Annotated in this window: 26 protein-coding genes and 1 tRNA gene; 14 read left to right on the top strand and 13 right to left on the bottom strand. The window is 55.5% G+C overall.

Translation table 11 applies throughout. From position 1 onward, the window contains the following. The first annotated feature begins 317 nt into the window (after positions 1-317). Complete coding sequence (locus LC073_RS20065; protein WP_226649190.1) at positions 318-494, top strand: hypothetical protein; 177 nt, start codon at positions 318-320, stop codon at positions 492-494. Between the two features lie 186 nt (positions 495-680). Here LC073_RS20065 and pyk read toward each other — a convergent pair whose 3' ends face one another. Further along, positions 681-2,117: a pyruvate kinase gene (gene pyk / locus LC073_RS20060; protein ID WP_226649213.1), complete on the bottom strand. Its 1,437-nt coding sequence runs from the start codon at positions 2,115-2,117 to the stop codon at positions 681-683. A 180-nt stretch (positions 2,118-2,297) separates the two neighbouring features. On the opposite strand from pyk, the gene LC073_RS20055 reads away from it, so the two are divergent. Beyond that, positions 2,298-2,771 carry an META domain-containing protein gene (locus LC073_RS20055; RefSeq protein WP_226649188.1) on the top strand — a complete coding sequence of 158 codons (474 nt, stop codon included), beginning with the start codon at positions 2,298-2,300 and terminating at the stop codon, positions 2,769-2,771. A gap of 64 nt (positions 2,772-2,835) precedes the next feature. Continuing rightward, entirely contained in the window at positions 2,836-3,333 is a 498-nt protein-coding gene (locus LC073_RS20050) for an META domain-containing protein (protein ID WP_226649186.1), read from the top strand. Positions 3,334-3,501: 168 nt separating this feature from the next. Here the strand turns inward: LC073_RS20050 and smrA are convergent, their stop codons facing one another. From smrA to LC073_RS20020, 6 genes are all read right to left on the bottom strand, one after another. Beyond that, positions 3,502-4,089: a DNA endonuclease SmrA gene (gene smrA, locus LC073_RS20045; protein ID WP_226649184.1), complete on the bottom strand. Its 588-nt coding sequence runs from the start codon at positions 4,087-4,089 to the stop codon at positions 3,502-3,504. Positions 4,090-4,110: 21 nt separating this feature from the next. Then, complete coding sequence (locus LC073_RS20040; RefSeq protein ID WP_226649183.1) at positions 4,111-4,974, bottom strand: SDR family oxidoreductase; 864 nt, start codon at positions 4,972-4,974, stop codon at positions 4,111-4,113. Beyond that, positions 4,967-5,419, bottom strand: coding sequence for an acyl-CoA thioesterase (locus LC073_RS20035; protein WP_226649181.1), 453 nt, complete (start codon positions 5,417-5,419; stop codon positions 4,967-4,969). Before LC073_RS20035 ends, LC073_RS20040 begins: the two co-directional genes overlap by 8 nt. Positions 5,420-5,539: 120 nt before the next feature. Next, positions 5,540-6,037, bottom strand: a complete 498-nt coding sequence (gene secB, locus LC073_RS20030) for a protein-export chaperone SecB (RefSeq protein WP_226649179.1) — start codon at positions 6,035-6,037, stop codon at positions 5,540-5,542. A 158-nt stretch (positions 6,038-6,195) separates the two neighbouring features. Beyond that, positions 6,196-6,456, bottom strand: coding sequence for a glutaredoxin 3 (grxC, locus tag LC073_RS20025; protein ID WP_226649178.1), 261 nt, complete (start codon positions 6,454-6,456; stop codon positions 6,196-6,198). 39 nt (positions 6,457-6,495) lie between these two features. Then, complete coding sequence (locus LC073_RS20020; RefSeq protein WP_226649177.1) at positions 6,496-6,912, bottom strand: rhodanese-like domain-containing protein; 417 nt, start codon at positions 6,910-6,912, stop codon at positions 6,496-6,498. Positions 6,913-7,139: 227 nt separating this feature from the next. On the opposite strand from LC073_RS20020, the gene gpmI reads away from it, so the two are divergent. The 3 genes from gpmI (at position 7,140) to LC073_RS20005 (ending at position 11,389) form a co-directional block, all read left to right on the top strand. Beyond that, positions 7,140-8,687 (top strand): 2,3-bisphosphoglycerate-independent phosphoglycerate mutase, encoded by a 1,548-nt coding sequence (gene gpmI, locus LC073_RS20015; RefSeq protein ID WP_226649175.1) that lies wholly within the window; start codon positions 7,140-7,142, stop codon positions 8,685-8,687. Beyond that, positions 8,687-9,814: a murein hydrolase activator EnvC family protein gene (locus tag LC073_RS20010; protein WP_226649174.1), complete on the top strand. Its 1,128-nt coding sequence runs from the start codon at positions 8,687-8,689 to the stop codon at positions 9,812-9,814. Before gpmI ends, LC073_RS20010 begins: the two co-directional genes overlap by 1 nt. Positions 9,815-10,027: 213 nt before the next feature. Continuing rightward, complete coding sequence (locus LC073_RS20005) at positions 10,028-11,389, top strand: S41 family peptidase (RefSeq protein WP_319004747.1); 1,362 nt, start codon at positions 10,028-10,030, stop codon at positions 11,387-11,389. A 91-nt stretch (positions 11,390-11,480) separates the two neighbouring features. Here the strand turns inward: LC073_RS20005 and hisF are convergent, their stop codons facing one another. The 4 genes from hisF to hisB are packed head-to-tail and all read right to left on the bottom strand — an operon-like array spanning position 11,481 to position 14,263. Further along, entirely contained in the window at positions 11,481-12,242 is a 762-nt protein-coding gene (gene hisF, locus LC073_RS20000; RefSeq protein WP_226649173.1) for an imidazole glycerol phosphate synthase subunit HisF, read from the bottom strand. Beyond that, positions 12,242-12,973 carry a 1-(5-phosphoribosyl)-5-[(5-phosphoribosylamino)methylideneamino]imidazole-4-carboxamide isomerase gene (gene hisA, locus LC073_RS19995; RefSeq protein WP_226649172.1) on the bottom strand — a complete coding sequence of 244 codons (732 nt, stop codon included), beginning with the start codon at positions 12,971-12,973 and terminating at the stop codon, positions 12,242-12,244. The genes hisF and hisA overlap by 1 nt, the downstream gene beginning before the upstream one ends. Positions 12,974-13,025: 52 nt before the next feature. After that, a complete protein-coding gene (gene hisH / locus LC073_RS19990) occupies positions 13,026-13,676 on the bottom strand; it encodes an imidazole glycerol phosphate synthase subunit HisH (protein WP_226649209.1) in 651 nt (216 codons plus the stop codon). Then, on the bottom strand, positions 13,676-14,263 hold the full coding sequence (hisB, locus tag LC073_RS19985) for an imidazoleglycerol-phosphate dehydratase HisB (protein ID WP_226649171.1): 588 nt from the start codon (positions 14,261-14,263) through the stop codon (positions 13,676-13,678). The genes hisH and hisB overlap by 1 nt, the downstream gene beginning before the upstream one ends. Before the next feature lie 125 nt (positions 14,264-14,388). Here hisB and LC073_RS19980 point away from each other — a divergent pair, with 125 nt between their 5' ends. The 4 genes from LC073_RS19980 (at position 14,389) to LC073_RS19965 (ending at position 20,122) form a co-directional block, all read left to right on the top strand. Beyond that, positions 14,389-14,679, top strand: a complete 291-nt coding sequence (locus LC073_RS19980) for a hypothetical protein (RefSeq protein WP_226649170.1) — start codon at positions 14,389-14,391, stop codon at positions 14,677-14,679. An 87-nt stretch (positions 14,680-14,766) separates the two neighbouring features. Further along, the gene (locus LC073_RS19975) at positions 14,767-16,878 is read left to right on the top strand and encodes a TonB-dependent receptor (RefSeq protein WP_226649169.1); all 2,112 of its coding nucleotides are present in this window, start codon (positions 14,767-14,769) and stop codon (positions 16,876-16,878) included. Positions 16,879-17,053: 175 nt separating this feature from the next. Further along, entirely contained in the window at positions 17,054-19,222 is a 2,169-nt protein-coding gene (locus LC073_RS19970) for an AsmA family protein (RefSeq protein ID WP_226649167.1), read from the top strand. A gap of 369 nt (positions 19,223-19,591) precedes the next feature. Further along, complete coding sequence (locus LC073_RS19965) at positions 19,592-20,122, top strand: hypothetical protein (RefSeq protein WP_226649165.1); 531 nt, start codon at positions 19,592-19,594, stop codon at positions 20,120-20,122. A 90-nt stretch (positions 20,123-20,212) separates the two neighbouring features. On the opposite strand, the gene LC073_RS19960 is transcribed toward LC073_RS19965, so the two are convergent. Then, positions 20,213-20,488, bottom strand: coding sequence for a hypothetical protein (locus LC073_RS19960; RefSeq protein WP_226649164.1), 276 nt, complete (start codon positions 20,486-20,488; stop codon positions 20,213-20,215). On the opposite strand from LC073_RS19960, the gene mutY reads away from it, so the two are divergent. The 3 genes from mutY (at position 20,487) to LC073_RS19945 (ending at position 22,064) form a co-directional block, all read left to right on the top strand. Further along, complete coding sequence (gene mutY, locus LC073_RS19955; protein WP_226649162.1) at positions 20,487-21,572, top strand: A/G-specific adenine glycosylase; 1,086 nt, start codon at positions 20,487-20,489, stop codon at positions 21,570-21,572. The genes LC073_RS19960 and mutY overlap by 2 nt on opposite strands. A gap of 15 nt (positions 21,573-21,587) precedes the next feature. Further along, positions 21,588-21,863 carry an oxidative damage protection protein gene (locus tag LC073_RS19950; protein ID WP_152455703.1) on the top strand — a complete coding sequence of 92 codons (276 nt, stop codon included), beginning with the start codon at positions 21,588-21,590 and terminating at the stop codon, positions 21,861-21,863. A gap of 125 nt (positions 21,864-21,988) precedes the next feature. Then, positions 21,989-22,064: transfer RNA gene (locus LC073_RS19945), tRNA-Phe, on the top strand. A 360-nt stretch (positions 22,065-22,424) separates the two neighbouring features. Here the strand turns inward: LC073_RS19945 and LC073_RS19940 are convergent. Continuing rightward, a complete protein-coding gene (locus LC073_RS19940) occupies positions 22,425-23,090 on the bottom strand; it encodes a hypothetical protein (protein WP_226649160.1) in 666 nt (221 codons plus the stop codon). Positions 23,091-23,930: 840 nt separating this feature from the next. Between LC073_RS19940 and LC073_RS19935 the strand changes: the two genes are divergently transcribed. Then, complete coding sequence (locus LC073_RS19935) at positions 23,931-24,290, top strand: hypothetical protein (RefSeq protein WP_226649158.1); 360 nt, start codon at positions 23,931-23,933, stop codon at positions 24,288-24,290. Positions 24,291-24,293 lie beyond the last annotated feature (3 nt).

The following is a 24,293-nucleotide window of genomic DNA, read 5'->3' as shown; positions in this document are numbered from 1 at the left end:
GTTCTCTCCCAGCCAATCAATAATTTCTCAAAAAATTATTTAAAAAATTCATACCTGTAATTTTGCAATAAACTGCGGGGCACTTATTAATTTTTACTGTTACCTCTTTACCAATAACCCACTGACAATGCACAGGGAAGCCTCCGGGCATTTAAAAAAGAGACTGAAACATAGTTTGTTTTCATAATCTCTACCTCGATGTCGTCACATTTCACAAAATGACGCCTTATTCATCATGTTGACAGCTATTCCCTCTACTCTGAGATAAGACAGACGTAAACCCCAGAAAATACAGCTCAATCTGTGAGGTAACTGCAGTGCAAAAACTCCTGCCGACGCTGCTTGCCGTAGCACTGGTAACAGGTATTGCCGGTTGCGCCACAACTGCATCACAGGGAAGTCCAAAGTCGCTATCGCTAAACGGAAAAAAATTTCACTGTGTTGAACAAGAGCTGGAAACCAAAACCCTGGTGCGCTGTGCCCGATCAGGTTAAAAATTCAAGTTGCTGAAAAAACGAAAAATACTCAGTATTTTAAGTAGTCTCGGGCATGGATAATTATTAAAAGTACACAAGTTTTAATTCACTGGATATCGCACGGGCGCTGCCCTTGCCTTTCAAGAAAAAAATCTAGTTTTCAGTTTTATCGGAAGTAATTGGCCCGGGAGCGAAAGAAAAATTTTATTCAACCCTGACTACCCGAAGGGTATCGGTCTGACCACCAGTATCTTGTCGATAGCCACGGGAAACCAGCACAAAGTCGCCCGCCTTCAAAAGATTACGCTGCTTTAAATGACTGATTGCTTTATTGTCCCGCGATGGTCCATCCATACCCGCCACCGCCATCAAAACCGGATCGACTCCGCGATAGAGAGCAACCCGGTTGCAAATCCTGCGGTGCCGGCAAAAGGCATAGATCGGGATCACCGCACGCACCCTGGACATCAAAAGAGCGGTATTCCCAGTCTCTGTCTGGCAGATGATGGCCTTAATATCCTGACAGTGATTGGCAATGGTGATCGCGGCCATGGCGATACAGGCATCACCGGCAGGATAATCGCCGCGCAGACTATCCGAGGGTCTCTGTGTAGCACGGTGTTTTTCCGCCCCAATAATGACCTCTGCCATATGCCGCACTGTCTCAACCGGATAGTCCCCACTAGCGGTTTCCGCCGATAGCATTACCGCATCGGTACCATCCAGCACCGCATTGGCGACATCGCACACCTCCGCCCGTGTGGGCACTGGGCAGGAAATCATCGACTCCATCATCTGGGTTGCGGTGATCACCGTGCGATTCAGGTAGCGGGCAAAGCGGATTAAAAGTTTTTGCACCCCCATTAATTCCGCATCGCCAATTTCCACAGCCAGATCGCCGCGCGCTACCATGATCACATCGCTCGCCAAAATCAGATCCTGCAAGTGCTCATCGGTGGAGATCGCCTCTGCCCGCTCAATCTTGGCGACAATCTGGCTATTGCCTCCCGCCTGCTGCAGCAGCTCCCGTGCCCGGTGAATATCTTGCGCATCGCGGGGAAAAGACACCGCCAGATAATCCAATTGCAGATCGGCGGCAACCCGAATATCGCGCAAATCCTTATCCGTTAATGCGGGCGCGGTGAGGCCGCCCCCACGCTTGTTAATTCCTTTTCGATCGGAGAGCCAGCCCCCTTCCTGTACCTCAGTGGTAACCACATGGCCATCAATTTTCTTTACAAGCAGGCTGAGGCGCCCATCATCCAGAAGCAGTATATCCCCCGGGCGACAATCCCCAGCCAGCTCGGCATAGTCCACCGATACCCCGGCGCTGCTTCCCCGCTCCCTGGGCCAAGAGGGGTCCAAAATAAACTCGGCACCAGCGGTGAGCTGCACACCGCCATCGGTGAATTTACCCACGCGGATTTTCGGGCCCTGCAGGTCCCCCAGTATGGCGATATGGCAGCCCTGACGGGCGGCCTCTGCGCGCACCTGTTCGGCACGGCGACGATGCTCCTCAATTTCGCCGTGAGAAAAATTCAAGCGCACAATATTCACACCAGCGGCGATCAACTGATGCAGGGTGTCCCCCTTATCGGTCGAGGGGCCGAGCGTAGCGACTATTTTTGTCCGTCGGATCATGCCGCACCTAGCCTTACTTTGCGCCTGGGTAGCGCCTTCTTTCACAGGGGAAGCATAGCTTGTCATGCCTGACGTCTCTTAACAGGGGGCAGCGACTAAGCTTTGCGTAGACCGGGTTTCAGGCTATGTCGATAGGCCCGTTCGAGTTTGTAGATGCAAGGGTCAGGGAGTAACTCGCCGATGAGCAGGTTGGTGCAACTGTGGCTAATGGGGGCTCTGCTGGTCATCGGCGGATGCCTATCGAACAGTGTGGAAGAAGCCAGAGTTGTACAGAGCGCGGGAACGGCAAGCTCCGTGTGCAATAAGAAGTGGCAGTTGGTGCGTTTGCGCATTAATGGCGGCGCTGTGTCGATCCATAAGCCCGCAGACTTTACCTTCGTGTGTAACCTCGATGGCAATGTGATGGGGCGCAGCGGCATCAACACTTACCGCGGCGAGCTGCAGGTTACCGACAATGGCCTGATGCTGTGGGACAGCTCCAGCTTCGCCTCCACCAAGATGGGCGGTCCAGAGAACCTGCTACAACAGGAAAACACCTACCTGCGCGCCCTTGCTGGAACTCGCCAGGCATTTACTAAGTCCCGCGGGAAGCGTTTAATCCTGCGCGATGCCTCCGGCGATATTTATATCGAATATGTCAGGGCAGGATCTTGAACACCACCACAGACCACTGATAGCTTTTACGATTAAATGTCGCAAAAACAATGAGAACGACATCATGCCGCGATCTCACCTTCGCTTGCAGCTTGTAGTCCCAACCCTATTGAGCCTGTTTTTTTCCGGGTGCATGTCCTTCAATGAGCCAGCCCCTCAGCCTTTCAGACAACCGGCCTGGTCCGCTTGTGAGCACGACTGGATACTATCGAACCTGCAGGATGGCGAGAACAACTATGAGTACACGCTACTGTGGAAAAAATTCTGGCGCGAACGCCCCTTCTTTACTTGTGATCGCTTCGGCTACGTTCGTGGCAATGGCGGCATCAATCCCTATTTGGGGCGCTTCTACCTCGAGAACAGCGGAGAACTCTCCTGGCCCAGATCACCGGTCATTTCCAGGGTGGGAAACGGACGTCCCAGTGATGAACTGGAAGCCGATTATCTGAGAGCCCTGCGCAAAACCCGCTTTCTCGAAGTGGTGGGTGACAAGCTGATCCTGAGCAGTAACGACAGAGCCACGCGGCTTGAATTTAACCGGGTCGATGAAATCATGCGCTGAGTTGCTGGTATCGCTACCACTGGAACAGCCATAAAAAAGGCGACCCAATGGGTCGCCAATATCACAATCAAGAAGAATCAAAAAGATGAGTCAGATGCGCATTCGCATTGGAAAGCCTCGGCGCGCATCATAGTTCTCACAGATGACAGAAAAATGACAAAGCGGACCTCAAAAGCGCCGCTGATGCCTCTCCAGATTCTCCTGACGCTTGCGTTCACTCTTGCGCAGCAATAGGTAAGTAGCCCCCATGCCACCGTGCTGTTTCTGCGCACTGTGAAATGCCAATACTTCATGCAACTGCGGCAGCCAGTGATTAATACAGCTTTTCAAAAGGGCGGGCTGCTTGCGCCCCTCACCCTTGCCGTGGGTAATTAACGCACAGCGCACATCCGCCGCGACACAGTCGCGCACAAACTCCACAACGGCACTACGGGCCATTTCCACCGAGTGACGATGCAGGTCGAGGCGCGCATCCACCGTGTACTTGCCCAGGCGCAGATTGCGGTAGACACCGTTTTGCACCCCGTCACGTTTAAACTCGATAGGGTCCCAGGGTGCCACCAGCTCAATATACTCACCGGAGAGGGGATTCATTTCACGCTCACTCAAACGCGTCGCAGCGGCACGGCGCTCACGCAAGAGACGCTCAGAAGGCTCGCTTTCCTTTCGCAAGGTAACACGGCGCTCCTGCACTAGCGGTTTGACGTCTCCCAGTTCACCGAGTGCGTCTTTGAATAACTTGCTGTCGCTGCTCATGAAATACCCCCCCCGCCAGCGTCAGTCCAAAAATAAATCCTTGGTCAGATTCCCCGCATTATCGGGGTTATGGGCATAGTCGGTAAAATCTTTTACCCCGCGTTCCACCAGAAGTTCCTCATCGATCAGCTGGCACCCGTTCAGAGCAGCCCCTTTTGTGACCAATATTTCGTAGGCTGCATCGGCCATAATCGCCGGTTTGCGACTCTGCTCGAACATCTCGCGATTACCCACCGCAAACTCAATGGCGGCAGTGGCCACCAGAGTGCGCGGCCACAGGGTATTGACGGCGATCCCCGCCTCACGCAACTCCTCCGCCAATCCCAGGCTTAGGATGGTCATGCCAAATTTGGACAGCGCGTAAGGCGCGAAGGGCCCCAACCATTTGGGCTGGAGATTGAGCGGGGGACACAGGCTGAGGATATGGGCGTTATCCGACTTTTTCAGGTAGGGAATCGCCAGGTGCGCGGTCAGATACACAGCCCGACTATTGATGTTCAGCATCAGGTCATAGCGCTTGGGCGGGGTGGACTCCACATTAGTCAGATTAATCGCGCCGGCGTTGTTGATCACCACATCAATTCCACCAAACTTGTCCGCCGCCTGAGCCATCGCATCTTCCACCCGCTGCTCATCGCGCACATCCACCTGCAGGGCCAGGGCCTTGCCACCGGCGCTCTCTACTTCCTGTGCCACAGAAAAAATGGTGCCGGGTAACTTCGGGTGGGGCTCAGCGGACTTGGCGGCGATCACAATATTAGCGCCGTCCGCCGCGCACTTGAGCGCTATGGCGCGGCCGATACCGCGGCTGGCGCCGGTGATAAAGATGGTCTTGTCCTTAAGCGCCCCTGTGTTTTCTGTCAGGGTTACAAACTCTTCACTCATTGTTTTCAGCCTCCGGGGCAGTCACTGCCGGACTGTAGATTTCCTTGAAGATCGCCGGCATGCGCTTCGGTCTACCACTGGAAAGCTCGATGCATACCAACCGCCACTGGGCCCGCAATACCAATGCTCCATCGGCGGCGCGAAAGACTTGAAAGTAGCGGGTCATATTCAGGCGCCCGTCTACCTCTGTGAGCCAGGTACCGAATACCAGTTCATCCCCCTCTTTCGCCGCCAGTATATAGTCATACTGCCCGTGGCGAATGGCCATTCCCCGATCGAGATCCTGGTAATTTATGACATCCAGGCCCAATGCGGCACTGTGGGCCCATGCAGCAGCTTCGCACCAGCGCACATACTCGGCGTTATTGGCGTGGTGTAAACCATCCACATGCTCAGCCCCCACCCTTACCTTGTGGATAAAAGGGTTGGGTAAATCCCATTGCATAGGCAGCCTCCGGCTAAGTTTCGAGACCAGCTGAATTTATTTCTATTGCGTCCACAAGGTGCACAAATAACAGATATAAAAAAAGGCCCCTGATGGGACCTTTCTCACAAGCTGGCGGGATTATGCGTCCGCTTTAGCCTGGGCACCTTCAGCAGCCTGCTGCTGCGCTTGGTTCAGAGCCTGAGCAAACAGGGCGTCGAAATTGACCGGCGGCAGCATCAATGCCGGGAAGGAACCTTTAACAACGGCATTGTCGATCACTTCGCGAGCATAGGGGAACAGGATCTGCGGGCAGGCAGTGTTCAGAGCCTGAGCCAGCTGCTGACCTTCCAGACCCTTGATGCCGAACAGGCCTGCCTGCTTCACTTCCACCAGGAAAGCGGTGTCTTCTTCCAGCTTCACGGTGATAGTGAGCGTCAGCGCCACTTCGTACAGGTCTTCGTCAACCTTGGCGGTCTTGGTGTTCAGCTCCTGGTTTACCTGAGGCTTCCACTGTTTTTTGAAAACCTCGACACCCATGGGGGTCTCGAAAGAGAGATCCTTCAGGTAGATGCGCTGCATCGCGAATTGTACTTGTGGAGCCTCTGCGTTTGCCGCGCCGTTTAATTCTTCAGCCATGTTACTGCCTGTTTTTATAAAAAGTTTATTGATGCCTTCCGTGAGAAAGACTCCTTGTATGAGCCTTCAGATGGGGGCCTGCAAATACCGTTTCAAGGCCCGGACCGGATTAATAGCAAATATCCAAAGCCGCGTGAGGCACGCGGCGACAACCTTTATCAGCCAGCCGCTTTCAGCAATTTATCGAGCTTTCCTGCACGCTCATGGGCCATCAGCTCATCGCAGCCACCCACATGGTAATCGCCAATCCAGATCTGCGGCACGGTGCGGCGACCGGCCTTTTCCGCCATCTGAGCGCGCAGCTCCGGTTTGTTGTCCACCGCGATTTCGCGATAGTTCACGCGCTTGCTGTCGAGCAACTGCTTGGCGCGAATACAGTAGGGACAAAAACGGGTGGTGTAGATGACAACATCCTGCATAACAAAACTCCGCCTAAAGCCATCTCTTGAATTGCTGGACTAACCCTTGCCCTTGACCAAAGGCAAGTTCTGATTAGTCCACTCGCTCATACCACCCTGCAGTCGGCGCACCTGGAAGCCCTTCTGCTTGAGCAGGCGACCCGCAGGCCCGGCGTGCTGACCCATTTTATCGGCGACAATCACCACCTTATCTTTGAAGGGTTCCAGCTCGGCGATGCGCTCAGCCACTTCCCCGTGGGGAATATGCAAGGCATCGACGATATGCCCAGCGGTAAACTCGCTGCGATCGCGGACATCCAATACCTTGGCCCCATCGCTGTTGATCAGCCGGGTCACCTCGTGCAGGGAAACCGGCACACCCGCCTTGTAGCGCTCGCTCAGAACCAGCGCATAAAGCAGTGCCACGAGCAGGCCGACCAGCAGCCACTGCTCACTCAAAAAGACGAAAAAATCCACTCCGCCCCCAAAATCCATAGTGGTTATCGTTACGGCGCAGCTGCGCCAAAGCTGGCGGGAGTATACACGATTGTGGCGAATTTCTAACCAGCAAAATGATACCCCAGCGGCACCCGCATAGACGCTAATGGACTCATCCAGCGCTATTCGACATGGTTAAACGATGGCCGAACGGGTTAAAATCCGCGTCCGCAATCCAAACCACCCGATAGAGGAAACCCGTCGCTATGGCCGCTTCGCAAGCCCCGCACAAACGCCCCTTAGTCCTGCTGATTCTGGACGGCTTCGGCCACAGCGACAATGCCGAGTACAACGCGATTCGTGCCGCAAAGTCTCCGGTGTGGGACAACATCTGGGCAACCCGCCCCAAAACCCTGATTCAGACCTCCGGTATGGCGGTGGGCCTACCCGAAGGACAAATGGGCAACTCCGAGGTGGGACATATGACCCTGGGGGCTGGCCGCGTGGTTTACCAGAACTTCACCCGCATCAATAAGGCTATTAAAGACGGCGATTTCTTCCGCAACCCCGCCTACACCGCTGCGGTGGACAAGGCTATTACCAAGAACGGTGCGGTTCATATTATGGGACTGCTGTCCGAGGGCGGCGTACACAGCCACGAAGATCATATCGTCGCTATGGTGACCCTGGCGGCACAGCGCGGAGCCCGCGCTATCTACGTACACGCCTTCCTCGATGGCCGCGACACACCCCCGCGCAGCGCCGAACCCTCTATCGCGCGCCTGATGCAGGTCTGCGATGCCGTCGGCAATGCCCATATGGCCACTTTGGCTGGCCGCTACTTTGCCATGGACCGCGACCAGCGCTGGGATCGCACCGAATCTGTCTACGATATGCTGACCCTCGGAACCGCGGAGCACAAAGCCACTGACGCCCTGGCGGGATTAGCTGCCGCCTACGAGCGCGGTGAAAATGATGAATTTGTCGCACCGACAATGATCGGCGAGCCCGCTCCCATCAAAGATGGCGATGCGCTGATCTTTATGAACTTCCGCCCGGATCGCGCACGCCAGCTGACCCGCGCCTTTACTGAAGCGGACTTCAGCGGCTTCGAGCGCAAAGCCCAGCCCAAGCTGTCAGACTTTGTCATGACCACCGAATACGCCGCCGATATCCACGCCAGCTGCGCCTTCCCTCCGGAAAACCTGGTGAATTCCCTCGGTGAGTACCTGTCGGCCCAGGGCAAGACCCAGCTGCGCATTGCCGAAACCGAAAAATATGCCCACGTGACTTTCTTCTTCAGCGGCGGCCGCGAAGAACCCTATCAAGGGGAAACTCGCGAGCTGATCAAATCCCCAGACGTAGCCACCTACGACCTACAGCCGGAAATGAACGCGCCGGAAGTGACCGACAAGCTGGTAGCAGCAATCGAGAGCGGCGAGTACGACACCATTATCTGTAACTACGCCAACGGCGATATGGTCGGCCACACCGGTGTCTTCGAAGCCGCGGTAAAAGCCGTGGAAGCCCTGGACCAGTGTGTAGAGCGCGTCGTGAACGCAGCCCTGGCTGCCGGTGGCGAAGTGCTGATCACCGCCGACCACGGCAATGTGGAAGAGATGTTCGATACCAGTTCCGGCCAGGTCAGCACCCAACACTCCACCCTGCCGGTACCTTTTGTGTACATCGGCGAGCGCAATGTGCAAATGTGTGACGGAGGCAGTCTGGCGGATGTGGCGCCAACCATGTTAGCGTTGATGGATCTGCCACAGCCGGCGGAAATGACCGGCCACAGCTTGGTAAAAATGGACTGATGAAAACTCTCGTACTCTTCCTGATCGCCCTGTTGTCACTGCCCGCCTGGAGCCAGGCGGAGGCGGACCAGCAGGCGCGCCTCACAGAAATCAAGCAGCGCATCGATTCCCTGCAACAGGAACTCAATCAGGTGCGCGGTCAACGCGACCAGCTGCTGAAGGATCTGGAAGAGAACGAGAAAGACATCTCTGGGCTGCACCGGCGCATAGACCAGATCAGACAAGACATGCGCAGCCGCACGGACAAGCTGCGCGAGCTGCAAGAGGAGCAGAAGCAGCTGCAGGAGGCGCGACGAAGTATGCAGCGGCAGGTCGAACAGGAGATCGCCGCCGCTTACCGACTGGGCCGACAAGAACAGATCAAACTCCTTCTCAACCAACAAAATCCACAGAACATCGCCCGCCAACTTCGCTACCACGATTACTTCCTCCAAGAACGCAGCCGCGTTATCGACAACTACCTACAAACTCTCGCCTCGCTGGAATCGGTTTCCGCCTCGATCGAGCGCGAGCGCAACAGCCTGCAGGCGGAACGGGCTCAGCTGCAGGAGCGCCAGGACAAGCTGCGCAGTGCGCAGCAGGGGCGCAAGCGCACCCTGGAGAAACTGGCAGCGCGGCTCGCCGATGGCGGTGGCGAACTCAAACAGCTGCAGGATGACCGCAAGCGCCTGCAGACTCTGATTGACGAGGTGGGCCGCGCTATTGCCACACTGGTCAACCCGGACCAACACAAGCCCTTTGCTAAGCAGCGGGGCAGATTGCAGTGGCCAGTTCAGGGTCACCGCGCCAATGCCTACGGGCAGCGCCGCGCCAATGGGATTACCTGGAAGGGAGTGACTATCCGCGCCAACGAGGGAGAGCCCGTGCGCGCGGTGCACCGCGGGCGCGTCGTCTTTTCTGATTATCTGCGTGGTCACGGCATGCTGGTGATTCTCGATCACGGCGACGGCTATATGAGCCTCTACGCCCACAACCAATCCCTCACCCGCAATATCGGCGAGTGGGTGGAGAGTGGCGATACTATCGCACGGGTCGGCAACAGCGGTGGCCTCGCGCACAGTGGTCTCTATTTTGAAATACGCCATCGCGGCCAAGCCCAGGACCCCACTGCCTGGTGCCGGAGCTAACCGAACACCGTCTTTTCCAACTACGATTTACCGGTTTTTCTAATCTGGCGCCGCACCCGTGCGCCAGTACTTAAAGCCGCTGTATGGGAGTTGAGCTTTTCGCGACTAAGCCTTTGACACAGTAGAATTTGGCGGTGCATTAGAATCCCTGCCAATCTCTGCGGTCTACACTTTCGCAAAGCAGCGAAGAAATAAGGCAGAGGTCACAACAATATGTCCATCTCTAAGGCGCTCACCACATTTCTCGGAGCCGCCGCCCTCACAACCCTGCCATTGATGGGTTTCAGCGAAGGTGGCCAGCAACCCAATGCCGCCACCGTAAATAGCGGGCGCCTCCCCCTCGAAGATCTGCGAAGCTTCGCTAAAGTGTTCGAGCAGATTCGTCAGGGCTACGTGGAAGAGGTAGACGACCGCACCCTGCTGGAATACGCCATCAAGGGCATGCTGCAGGGCCTAGATCCCCACTCCTCCTACCTGGACCGCCGCTCCTTCGACGACCTGCAGGCCAACACCACCGGTGAGTTTGCCGGCCTCGGAATTGAGGTGGGCATCGAAGACAACCGCATCACCGTTATCACCCCGATGGACGACACCCCAGCCTCCCGTGCCGGCCTCAAGGCGGGCGATGTGATACTGCGGCTGTCGGGCAAATCAACGAAAGGGGTCGGCCTGGACGAGGCGGTGGAGTGGATGCGTGGGCCCAAGGGCAGCAGCGTCACCCTCACCATCGCACGCAAGGGCCACAAGGAACCCTTCGATGTCACCCTCAAGCGCGACACCGTGCGCGTGCGCAGTGTGCGCAGCAAGATGCTCGACGAAGGCTACGGCTATCTGCGCATCAGCCAGTTTCAGTTGGATACCGGCGCCGATGTGGCGGAAGAGCTGATCAAGCTCCAGAAGAAAGGCACTCTCAAGGGTCTGATCATCGACCTGCGCAACAACCCCGGCGGTGTGCTGCAGTCCTCGGTGGAAGTGGCTGACGCTTTTCTTGAAGAAGGGTTGGTGGTTTACACCGAAGGCCGCAATGAAGCCGCCAATCTGAGCTATTCTGCCGAACCCGGCGACCTGACCGAAGGCGCCCCGCTAGTGGTACTGATCAATGCCGGTTCCGCCTCAGCGGCGGAAATTGTCGCAGGTGCCCTTCAGGACCACCGCCGCGCCGTGGTGATGGGGACCGACAGTTTCGGCAAGGGTTCGGTACAGACGGTCATCCCCATCAATAACGAGCGTGCCATCAAGCTCACCACCGCACTCTACTTCACCCCCAATGGGCGCTCCATCCAGGCCCGGGGCATCACGCCGGATATCGTTGTTGAGCGAGCCAAGGTCACCCCCCTGAAAGACATGCAACGGCCCACCGAGGCAGACCTGGCCGGACATTTGAACAATGGTAACGGTGGTGCAGACCGCACCTCGCAAGACCGCGCACGGGAACGGGAAGAGGGGGAGCGCGACAACTGGATGGATCGCGACAACCAGATTTTCGAAGCACTCAATGTACTTAAAGGGCTGAATCTCTACGCTCACAGGGACCGGGGTCTGCACGAACGCTTTGCGCGCGCAGATGAACAGTAGTAACGGCGCGCGGCGGGCTCCGGCCCGCCGCCAGCGCACCCGCCCCCGGCCGTAACGCCAATTCCTTCATATCGAGCGCCAGTCCCCTGGTCTAGAGGCGCATTTCTATCCCCGCTTCCTGCATAAAGGCCTTGGCTTCGGCGATGCTGTACTCGCCGAAGTGGAAGATACTAGCCGCCAGTACCGCATCGGCGCCCCCCTGTAAAACCCCTTCAGCCAGGTGTTGCAGGTTGCCGACGCCACCAGAGGCGATCACCGGCACTGGCACCGCCTCGCTTACTGCGCGGGTCAGGGCCAGATCGAAACCATTTTTGGTGCCATCTCGGTCCATACTGGTGAGCAGTATTTCTCCGGCACCATACTCCGCCATCTGTCTCGCCCAGGCTACAGCATCTATGCCGGTGGGCTGACGCCCGCCGTGGGTAAAAATCTCCCAACGGTTCTCCCCCACCTGTTTGGCGTCAATCGCCACTACGATGCACTGGCTGCCGAAGCGCTCGGCGGCCTCGCGCACGAACTCGGGGTTTTTCACCGCTGCGGAATTAATGGCAGTCTTATCCGCACCGGCATTCAACAGGTTGCGAATATCCTGCAGGGTGCGCACGCCACCGCCCACGGTGAGAGGAATAAACACCTCGTGGGCCATCTTTTCCACGGTGTGCAGTATGGTGTCACGCTGCTCGTGGGTGGCGGTAATATCCAGGAAAGTGATTTCATCCGCACCCGCCTCGTTGTAGCGGCGGGCGATCTCTACCGGGTCTCCGGCATCGCGGATATCGACAAAATTAACACCCTTCACCACGCGTCCGGCATCGACATCAAGGCAGGGAATAATACGTTTCGCCAGTGCCATTACTTGCTCCGTTGATCGCAGAGCTGCTGCGCCGCGCGCAGGTCCAGCTTGTCCTCGTAAATAGCTCGGCCGGTAATGGCGCCGTAAATTTCACCGGTTTCCAACAGCTGCTCGATATCCTCAATGCTGCTGACTCCACCGGAGGCGATTATCGGCACCTGTACCGCTCGGGCCAACTCCAGGGTGGCCTCGATATTCACGCCCTGCATCATGCCGTCGCGGGCGATATCGGTATATACAATGGAACTGACGCCACAATCCGCAAAACGCTTGGCCAGTTCGGTAGCTTTCAGCTCAGAAACTTCGGCCCAGCCCTCGGTGGCTACCAGCCCATCTTTGGCGTCGAGTCCAACGATAATTTGTCCCTCGAATTCGCGACAGGCTTCCTCGACCAGCTTCGGCTGCTTCACTGCAGCGGTGCCGATAATGGCCCATTTCACCCCGGCATCCAGGTAGCGTTCGATGGTGTGCAAATCGCGGATACCGCCGCCAATCTGCACCGGTAAATGAGGAAATTGCTTGGCGATGGCCGTGACCGCTTCACCATTGACCGGGTTACCGGCAAAGGCACCATTTAGATCTACCAAGTGTAGGCGCTTGGCCCCCTCGTTCACCCAGTGCTGGGCGGTCGCCAGTGGGTCGTCGGAGAATACGGTGGCGTCATCCATTTCGCCCTGGCGCAGGCGTACGCACTGGCCGTCTTTCAAGTCGATAGCGGGAATTACAATCATGCTCTGCCTTTCGTCGGCGGTGGTTATCGAAGTCAGTAATCGTCGGCGGGGCTCAGGCCCGGCCATTCCAGCTGACAAAGTTCTTTAATAGTTGCAGGCCAGTATCGGCGCTCTTCTCCGGGTGAAACTGGGTGGCGAAAATGTTCTCCCGTGCCACTGCAGCCGCCAGGGGCACACCGTAATCGGTGCGCCCAGCCAAAGCCCCGTTGTCTTCAGCCGGCACATAATAACTGTGCACAAAATAGAAACGGCTGCCATCGGCAATGCCGGCCCACAGCGGATGCTCACGGGTTTGTTGCACCTGGTTCCAGCCCATATGTGGCACTTTTAAGCGTTCGCCGGTGGCTGCCAGCGGCAGGTCGTTGCCAAAAAACTTCACCGGTTGCGGGAAGATGTCCAGGCAGTCGATACCATTGTTCTCCTCGCTGTGGCGCATCATGATCTGCATACCCACGCAAATGCCCAATACCGGAGTGCCCGCCGCAATAGCGTCCTTCAACAGCGGCGCAAAACCCGCTTCAACAAAGCCCGCCATACAGTCGCGAATAGCGCCCACGCCCGGTACTAATAAGCGCTCAGCCCCCTGGGCCTGTTGTGGAGTTTGCGCCAGCACCACCTCGGCTTCCGGCGCCACCTTATCCAAAGCACTGGCAACCGAGTGCAGGTTGCCCATGCCGTAATCGAGAACCGCAATCTTGCCCATCACAACACCCCCTTGGTAGAGGGCATAGTGCCGGCCATGCGCGGGTCCAGGGTGAGCGCCATGCGCAAGGCGCGGCCGAAGGCCTTGAATACGGTCTCCACCTGATGGTGGGCGTTGTGGCCGCGCAAACAATCTATGTGCACAGTCACCAGCGCGTGGTTTACGAAGCCCTGGAAGAATTCATAAAACAGCTCGGTATCAAAATTACCGATGCGCTTCTGGGTAAAGGGCACATCCATCACCAGACCGGGGCGGCCGGAAAAATCGATCACCACGCGGGAGAGCGCCTCGTCCAGGGGCACATAACTGTGGCCGTAACGGGTCATGCCCTTCTTATCTCCCAAAGCCTGGGTAATGGCCTTGCCGAGGGTAATGCCGATGTCTTCCACTGTATGGTGGTCGTCGATATGAATATCGCCATCGCAGCGAATATCCATATCAATCATGCCGTGTCGGGCGATTTGGTCGAGCATATGCTCAAGAAAAGGAACCCCGGTGGAAAACTGGCCGTGCCCCTGGCCATCCAGGTTGACGCTGACTTGAATCTTGGTTTCCAGAGTGTCGCGGGTGACGCTAGCTTTGCGCATCGAAAGCGTTCCTTTTTTGAGCAATTAGACAGAGGGCGCAGATTATAGGATGAATGATGCCCGCTGTGGTCCGCTAGTGTCAGATGAAACTTGATTCGTAACCATTTGCACCTATCATGCGGCCTATGGTTACTCTAAAACGCCGGAAATCCCATTACTGGGCCAGCCTGTTCCTGCTACTTGCATTAGTAGCAGCGCAGCCGCTGTGGGCGGAGCATTTCCACCTCGGTAACAACCAAGTGGAACTGTGTGACCTGTGCTGCATGCATTCCCCCGCAGCACTCGGCAGTGAGCTACTACTCGTTCAGGCTGCGCCCCAAAGCCACTACATCCGGCTCTCTGCGCCAGCAGCGCGCGATTGCCAGCCGGAGCGCCAGAGCGCGCGAGCCCCTCCCCTGTTCCTGTCTCTCAGCTAACCCTAAAAAAGCCAACAATTTGCTTTGTGGATGCCCGCGCCAGTACGCGTAAGGCAGCATCCGCCTGTGACAGGAAATAAAAAACAAATGATCAAGTTCAATACCTTGGCCCTAGCCATTGCCAGCCTGGCTGCACCCGCTATTTACGCCGCTGAAAACAACCCGGCACTGGAAGAAGTTAACGTCACCGTTTCGCCACTGGACAAACCCGCCGATGCCGTGGCGGCACCGGTTTCCATTCTATCCGGCGATGCACTGCGCAAATCCGCAGCTGCTACCCTGGGCCAGACTTTGCAAGACCAACCCGGTGTGGCCAACGCCTCTTTCGGCAGTGGCGTGGGCCTGCCGGTTATCCGCGGCCAGAGCGCCAATCGGGTAAAAATCCTGAGTGACAACCTGGATGTGTCCGACGCCTCTAACACCAGCTCCGATCACGCCGCCAGCATCGAACCCCTGCTCGCCGAGCGCATCGAGATATTGCGCGGCCCCGCGGCCCTGCGTTATGGCAGTGGTGCCGTGGGCGGTGTGGTGAATATTACCGACGGGCGTATCCCCAGTGCCGTACCGGAGGAAATAGAGGGAGCAGTGGAACTGCGCCACAACACCGCCGACAACCAGGATGCCTCCGTGTTTCGCCTCACCGGCGGCACCGGACAGCTGGCCTGGTATGTCGATGGGGTCTACCGGGAAAATAACGACACCAATATTCCGGGCCTCGCCATCGTTGAGCATGAAGAACACCATGAACACAAAGAGCACGCCGGAGACGAAGACGAGCACGAGGAAGCCTTCAACACCGATGGCTATGTGGGCAACACCAATGCCCGTGCCCACAGCTATAGCGGCGGCGTCTCCTGGATCACCGACAACGGCTTTATCGGCTTCTCCCTAAACCGCCTGGAAAATAACTACGGCATTCCCCTAGGTACCCATGAGCACCACCATGACGATGGGGATCATGCAGACGAAGACCACGATGAGCATGAAGAGCACGCGGAGGCCGGTGAGATTGATGCAGTGCGTATCGATATGGCACAAACCCGCTACGACCTGAAAGGTGAGCACCGTTTCGAGGATGATTACTGGGACAAGTTGAGCCTGCGCGTTGGCTACAACGATTACGAACATGTGGAGCTTGATGCCGGCAACCCGGGCACCCGCTTCACCAATCAGGCCTGGGAAAGCCGGATTGAAATAACTCACGATGCCGGCAACAGCTGGCGGGGTGCCTACGGCCTGCAATTGACCGACAAAGACTTTGCCGCAGTTGGCGACGAAGCCTTTATCCAGCCCTCGCGCACCCGCAGCGCAGGGTTCTTTACCATGAAAGAACGCGAGTGGGGAGACTGGCACCTGGACCTTGGCGCGCGCCTGGAGCGAGTAGATATAAACCCGGACACCGCCGACGACCGCGATTACAACCTGATTGGCGCCAGCGCCACGCTGCAGTACTTCCTCGCCGAACATCAGCATATTAGCTTTGGTGCCACTCGCTCCGAGCGTGCCCCCGTGGCTGAGGAGCTGTTTGCCGATGGCGCCCATCTGGCGGAGTCCCGCTACCTATTAGGTAACAGCGAACTGGACAAAGAGAGTGGCGTTAACCTGGAATTGGGTTATCACCACCACAACGAAGCGGCCAGCGGCTGGCACGCTGCGCGGATCGAGGCCAGTGTCTTCTACAACCAGATCGGCGACTATATCTATGCGCAGAATACCGGCGGCGAGGAAGAGGCGCTGCCGGTCTACGCCTACGCCAACCGCGATGCGACTTTCTACGGCGCCGAGGCCTCGGTGACCTTTCCCCTGCAGAGCGGTTACTACGTGACTTTGTTTGGCGATATGGTGCGCGCCAGCTTCGATGATGCCATCGCCGGCGAAAGTACCGATGTACCGCGTATGCCGCCGCTGCGGATGGGCCTGGCCCTGGGTGCCGAGTACGATCAGTGGGGCTGGGAATGGCGCACCGTTAAGGCGGCGGACCAGGATCGCGCCGGCACCCATGAAGAACCCACCGATGGCTATACCCGCATGGACCTGAGCGCCGAGTACAACCTCAACATCGGCAGTAACGACATGGTACTTTTCGCCAGTGCCCGCAACCTGCTTGACGAGGAAATCCGCAACTCCACCTCCCTGCTGCGTGACTATGCCCCGGCGCCAGGCCGCAGTATTGAAGCCGGCGTGCGGTTTATTTTCTAAGCCACAACTGCTTCAATGGCCCCGCGGCGCACCCAGCTCCGCGGGGCTGCATCTCCTACACTTGCCGGATAGGCTCTCGGTGACAACCTGTGGGAACATCAACCCCCACCGCGGCGTCTGAAGTATTGAAACACGCTCGAAGTACCTTCTAAAAAACACAGGGACAATTCTCTCCATGGCCTGGATCAAGCGCACACTTATCGCTCTATTGGTCGTATTCCTGCTGCTCGCCGGCGCTGTCGCCTGGCTATTGGCCGGCCTCGACATCAATCAATACAAGCCGCAACTGGAAAAACTCGCCGCTAAACAGGGAATCTCACTGCAACTACAAGGCGATATCGGTTGGCAATTATGGCCCCGGGTAGGGCTGCAATTAAACGATGTCACCATGGCCCCATTACAGTTGCCCAAAGAAACCCTGGTGCGCGCCGATAAAATCGCCGTGGGTGTCGCCCTCAAGCCTCTGTTGCAACGCCGGGTGGAAGCCGAGGAAATCGTACTGGTGGCACCGCAGATCGAACTCACGGTAGATAAAGAGGGACGCGGTAACTGGGAGCTGATCAGCGAGGCACTGGAAGCGCAGAAAAAGCAACCTCCCAAGTTGGAGATCCCCAAGGAATCAGAGAAACCAGCCGAGCAACAGGTTGAGCTCAGCCTGAATAAACTGCGTATTGAAAAGGGCCTGCTCTCCTACAGCGACGCCCGCTCCGGCAAAGCGTATAAGGTGGAAAACCTGAGTATCAGCGCCGACAACCTGGTGCCCGGCGGCGAACCCGGTCAGCTCAGCGCCGATGCCAGTGTGACAGGCACTGACCTGCGCCACCCTCTCAAGCTGAAACTGGACAGCACCCTGGCCCTGGATGAAGGCCTCAACGGCCTGCGCCTGCAGCCATTGCAGCTAATTGCCACCTCCGATAACAACGCCAAGGCCACCCTGCACCTGCGTGGCTATGTGCGCCGCGACAACGGCAACCAACCTTGGCGCGTACAGATGAACCTGAACGCCAGCGCCGATCCCCTACGCCCCTGGCTGGAACTGACCGGCAGCGAAGTAGTGACCCGCGACAGCGCCGCACTGCAAAAGCTAAATATCGAAGCCAGCATCGAAGGTACCGAACAGGAACTCAACCTGACCCCCCTGCAGTTGCAGATCGACGGCACTACCTTTAACGGCAACGCTCAGGTACGCAATGCTGAGATGCCGGGACTCGATCTGAGCCTGCGCGGCGGTACCTTCAACCTGGACAACTATCTGCCACCCACAGATGAAAAGAATGCCCAGAAGGGCGAGAAAACAAGCGGAGAACCAGCAACTAAGGCGCCCTCCACCGAAGCCACCACACAAAGTGTAGAGTCTACCCAGACCCCGACATCCGCAGAAACGCTGAGCGCCCAGCAGACTGAGAAGAAAACCAAATCCAAGGCCGGCGAACAGCAGGTGCCCGGCGAACCTCTACCTCTCAGTGAGCTGCGTGGCTTTAACGCCAATATCAGCTTGGTCCTGGACCAGCTACAGGCCGCCGGTCTGCAACTGGACAGCCCGGAAATCCAACTCACCGTGGATAACGGTCTCTACCAACTGCAGAAACTCAGTGCCGACCTCTATGGCGGCCAGCTCAATAGCAACGGCCAGTTCAATGCCCGCGCCCAAACTGCTGAGGGGCAGGTACGCGGCGGACTGGTCGGTGTGGATATCGGCAAGGTACAGAAGGCGCTGTTCCCCAGTGAAAAGGTGCAGGTAGCCGGTGAAGCCAGTGTCAACTGGGATGGACAGACCAAAGGCAAGACCTCCACAGACCTACAGCAGAACCTGCGTGCCGCCGTCAATGTATCCAGTAAGGAGCTATCCATAGCGCCGTTCAATCTGGAGAAGAATATGTGCCAGCTGTTCAGCTACGCCGAGAATACTCCGCTGCCGGAAAGGAACTGGCCCGCCCAGACCGATCTGCAAGATGTGCGCGCCACCATCGCGGTGAAAGGTGACGAAGTGAAAGTGACCGAAATTCTCGCCGGTATCGAAAATATCGCCATGACCGGCGACGGCGAGGTAGACCTGAAGAAACAGGACTTCGACTTTGCCCTCGGCCTCGCCCTCGTGGGCGAGAGCACCTCTGCCGATGGCTGCACCGTAAAGAACAAGCGCTGGCGTAACCGCCCGCTGCCCCTACGCTGCAAAGCAGACTTCGACGATGTGGGCCCAACAACCTGTAAACCCGACAGCCGCCGCCTCGACGACCTGTTACGCGAGGAGCTGAAATACAAAGCCAAGAAAAAATATGGCGATAAAGTGGAAGAAAAAGTCGACGAGCTGAAAGACAAACTGAAAAATCTTTTCGGCCGTTAATTCAAGCCGCACCGGGTTCCGCCCGGTGCGCAACTCCAACCCAAATATCCCACGCTATTCAGTTTCGCAATCCTTCCCGTAACTCCAAAGCAGTTGTAAAAATACCGCTTTAAGTACAAGAGCGAAAAATAACCGGGCAAAGAGAATTCGAATAAGCCACTTAAAAGGCGGTGTTATTGCGAATGACTTAGTGCAGTCCTTAGCTTATGCCTGGGGATGGCCATCAAGTGCGCCGAGATCACCCAAGCTTTTTTTACATCGGCTGAGTTTTTTCTCATCGCGCGACAATTTCCTTATTGCCTGCACTTTCTTTTCCCAAAATCCGTTCAAACTCTATGGGGTTAATTGGTCAAATAACAGGAATAACAAATGCCATTACTACTGGAACGGAATCGAGACAATAAATCCAAGCAGGTGATTACCAAGCTGGTTACGAATGCGGCAAAAAATACACCTGGAGAGGAGGCCTGGGGTAACCACCACGTGAACTGCTATGCCTGGGCCGCAAACTGCGAGGAGCCCCATAGGGGCAAGCCAGACCCCGGCTCCTACTCCGGCTATGACGCGGGCTTGGACAATGCCCGTCTGATTGAGGGGGCCAAACGCGATGGTATGGCCTATGTAGCCAACGCCCCAGCAAATGATCCCCCGCCTTTCACCAAGGGTTATTACTGTGTTGCCCTGTATAAGTCCACAACCGACCACCACTGGTACCGGCGGGACCCGGAAACCGGCTACTGGACTCACAAACCCGGCGCTCACGGGGTGAAAAACTACGGGCCCGGTTTTGTAATTCTGCCCAAGCGGTTGGAGACCGCAAACCATAACTATGGCATGGCTGCCACCAATTATCGCTTTGTCGGCTATTTCTATGTGCCGGAAGAGGGCATTCAGGTCTAATCGCTAAGCGGAGGCCGTCACTGTGCTGCTCAGCCTGAGCTAGACCTGAGCTAGATAAGATGGGCAGCAAGGCCTGCCCTCATCGCATTTTCACCTGAGTGATCGAGACACTAACGCCAGTGTACGCAACGCTAATGAAGGCTCCCCCAGATTATTCGTAGCCAGGATCAGGGGATGCCTCTCGACAACATCACTTTCTACAACGCCAAGAAAAAATATGACGATTAGGCCGAAGAAAAGGTCGACGAATTGAGAGAAACCATGAAAAATCTCTTCCGCCGTTAAAGCCCAGGCAAGGTGCACCAAGGTTAACTCGTGCACGGCCCCAAGGTTTCCATCACAAACTCCAGCCTGCAGTATCTCCATGACCCCAAAGCAGTTCCAAAACGCCGCTCTCAAATGGTTCGACAAACACGGGCGTAAGGACCTGCCCTGGCAGCAGAATATCAATCCCTATCGCGTGTGGGTTTCCGAGATCATGCTGCAGCAGACCCAGGTCAGCGCGGTAATCCCCTACTTCGAGCGCTTTATGCAGAGCTTTCCCACCCTGGAGAGCCTCGCCACCGCGCCGCTGGATAAGGTGCTGGCCCACTGGAGCGGCCTCGGTTATTACGCTCGTGCGCGTAATCTGCACAAGTGTGCGCAGACGGTGTTGCAGAAACACGGTGGGGAATTCCCACGGGATGTAGAAGCGCTCACCGAACTGAGTGGCATTGGCCGCTCCACCGCCGGCGCCATTGCCAGTATCAGTATGGGACTCAGGGCGCCGATTCTGGATGGCAACGTAAAACGGGTACTGGCGCGCTTCCACGCCGTGGAAGGCTGGCCGGGGCAGAGCGCCGTGGTCAATCAATTGTGGGAGCTGGCCGAGACCTACACCCCGGACAAACGCATTAACGATTACACCCAGGTGATGATGGATCTGGGTGCCACCCTGTGCACCCGCAGCAAACCCCGCTGTGAAGAGTGCCCGTTAAAGAAATCCTGTGTGGCCCACGCCCAAGGCAATCCGCAGGATTACCCCGGCAAAAAACCGCGCAAGGAAAAACCGGTGCGCAGCGCCACCCTGTTACTACTGGAATACCAGGGCGAAATTTATCTAGAGCAGCGCCCCGCCAGCGGTATCTGGGGTGGCCTCTGGTGTCCTCCACAGGCAGAAGATGCCAAGGCCTGGCTCAAACAACAGCGCTGGCGCGCCAGTGAAATACACACGCTACCGCTGCTGCGCCACACCTTTACCCACTTCCACCTGGATATTACCCCGCTGTGGGTACAGCTCGACAAAGTCCCCGCACAGGTGGCAGAGAGCGGCGCCGGCTGGTATAAACTGCGACACCTAAACCGCGCCCGCGCGGCCCAGGAACTGGGGTTACCGGCCCCTATCGTAAAGCTGGCAAAACAACTACTGGCGCTGCAGGCACCCCTGCTCGCCCCAACTACGGCCGACTAGAACCAGGAGGAGTCCATGTCCAGAACCGTATTCTGCCGCAAGTACCAAGAGGAATTGGAAGGCCTGGACGCGCCGCCCTTCCCCGGCCCCAAAGGCGTGGATATCTTCGAGCACGTTTCCAAAAAAGCCTGGCAGGAGTGGATGTCACACCAGACCATGCTGATCAATGAAAAGCACCTCAACATGATGGAACCCTCCAGCCGCGCCTACCTGAGCGAGCAGATGATGAAGTTCCTGAGCGGTGAAGAGTACGACGCAGCCGACGGCTACGTGCCCCCGGAACAGCAGTAACCAGGCTCCGCAAAGCCTCCCCGTAAAAGAAAAAAAACTTTTTACAATCAAGGGGTTGACTCAGCCCCGCGATAAGGCTTTAATACGCGCCTCGCGACGCAGGGGAAGCCCAGCAAGATCGCAAAGCCCGGATAGCTCAGTCGGTAGAGCAGGGGATTGAAAATCCCCGTGTCGGTGGTTCGATTCCGCCTCCGGGCACCATATTTAAACCCGCGTCAGCACTCGCTTTCGCGGGTTTTTTATTATTTCCACTAGGTACAATTAAGCGTCAAAAAATCACTAACTAAAGTGTCGCCGAAGAAATTTTTTGGCCCAGAAACGTCCCCCAGTGGGCACAGCCCCCCCTTCGACTTCGATGTATTCCAGCGTCGTAAATGTTCATTCTCTGAAATCCTGGTTGGCGCTTATGCCCACCAGCTAACAGGCCCACCCCACACTCAATTTCATCAGCCAAAAGAGCCTCTAAAACCTGCAAGTGCGGGGAGGAATGATCGACAGCTTTTTTGCTGCTTGGCTTCAATTGAACCCGTTATTACAGAAGTTGAATAAGGTTTAACACTCTTATCCGTCGATGAGATGCTTTAGCAGCCAGGGGTTAACATTTCTAAGCCCTGATAGATCTACAATAAAATTAAATGCGCCAGAAGCATTTGGTATTATCATGACTTCCAGAGCATCACCTGCAGCCTTGCTGAAGATACCTGTTCCGCCTAATACAGAGAACGGTGCAGGATTACTACCATAGATCCCGAGAAGAGTTTTTCCCCGAAGCTCTAGCATATTCTCTCCGTCGCCAAAGGATATGTTCAAATTGAAGAGGCCAACTTCTTCCCCATAGTCCTGATTTTGAAATCCAACAAAAGGATCATTTAAAAAGTTGCCGTTGCATATAATCGTGCCAATCTGATCATTAGGATACTCAGCCCCTCCGCTTGGATTTACACCACAATTTAATTCGGGACAACCATTCGCAATCCAAGTGCCTTTTGGATACACATAACCTGTAATAAGTATCACATCTCCATAATTAATAGGCGGCTCTAGCATTTTTGCGCCGTGATTGACATTAGCGAGAGTTCTATCGAAAGATATTTCCAGCTTCAGAGAATGGAAGAAATCCTTTAATGGCGGAAATTTCACCGTTTCGGATGCGCTTGCTTGCCCTCCTAAGACTAAGGCAGACAAGAGCAAAACCATCTGGGACAAGCCTCTAGCCAGCTGTGGCATTTGATATCTCCTTTCACCCAATAACTTCAAAGTTGAACCTGAGACTCTTTAATCAAGACTCAAAAAATAGTCTGGCTTATGGCTTAATCAGGTGTCAATTAATCGAATAAAACAGGCTATATTTCATTTTGTTTAATTTGGCGTCAACACTTCAGTTTATTCCCAACCTTAAATCTATTTGCCTCAAATAAGTTAAAAGAAACTCTCTTTTCTCTCTCTTAATATCTCTTACCTTCAGCAGACACTAAAAAAAACGGCCTCACGACATTATTCTCCGCGGAGGTCACTGTTTTAGTAGACAAGTACAAATAAACCCAAAGAGTTCATACACAAAAACCTCCAAGACTCTATCAGAGCCATGAAAAACCCTTTCAAAGTACTTCAAGATTTTTTCACTTTGTAAAACTCTCAATGAGTCTAGAGCCCGCCTCAGCTAACACCGCCACTCTAAACTCAATTTCATCAGCCAAAAGAAAAAGAGGCAAAAAATCAACAAGCGCGGGGAGAAGTGACTTACGCCCCCCTTTTGGCTGCAAAATTAATAATCAAATGCAATCAGGGGGGGCAAGATGCCACCTTTGCCATTGAAGTCTTTGCCCTTACACAAAGCTTTGACTGCTGCAACCATATCGAAAGTGAATTTGGTCATGCGTCATCTCTTTTAAATTAAGGGTAAAGAATGACACTGAGCTCTAAATGCTACCGTCATAAATCTCTCACACTAAAGAATTTGTAAATACCTCCCTTTATAGCTACATAAATAACGTCATAAATGAACGCTAATATATATTTTTGCTGTAACATATCCACTTTCTTAAGTTGTATGTTTTTAGGATAGAAATGATCAAGAAGATTTTCGTATTAGCTGGAGCTTTATTGGTTGGCGCATGCTCACTATCTCCATATAAAAACTTTAATCCTCGAATAATAGAGGAAAGTACAAGTATTAGAGTTATTTCTAATGTTCAGCAGAACTCTTTAACCAAGGAAGCCTTTGTTAGCCCACTCGGCACAGGGGGAGCAGTAATTTCACTAGTAGAAGCTGGTCATGCCCTGCAAGGTACAAAAACACTCCACCCTTTCAAAATCAGCAACCACCCGCATAGCGGGTGGTATGGTGAAAGCCCCCAGAGGGGGCTATTTACAACCCCGCCAGTTGCATCTGCTCTTGCCGGCGTTCTTCAACCTCTTGATTCTTGATGT

The sequence above is a fragment of the Microbulbifer variabilis genome (genome assembly GCF_020524905.1).
In the GTDB taxonomy this organism is placed as follows: Bacteria; Pseudomonadota; Gammaproteobacteria; order Pseudomonadales; family Cellvibrionaceae; genus Microbulbifer; species Microbulbifer variabilis_A.
The sequence above is the reverse complement of the archived record's forward strand: the minus strand, read 5'-3'. Positions and strand labels throughout refer to the sequence as shown.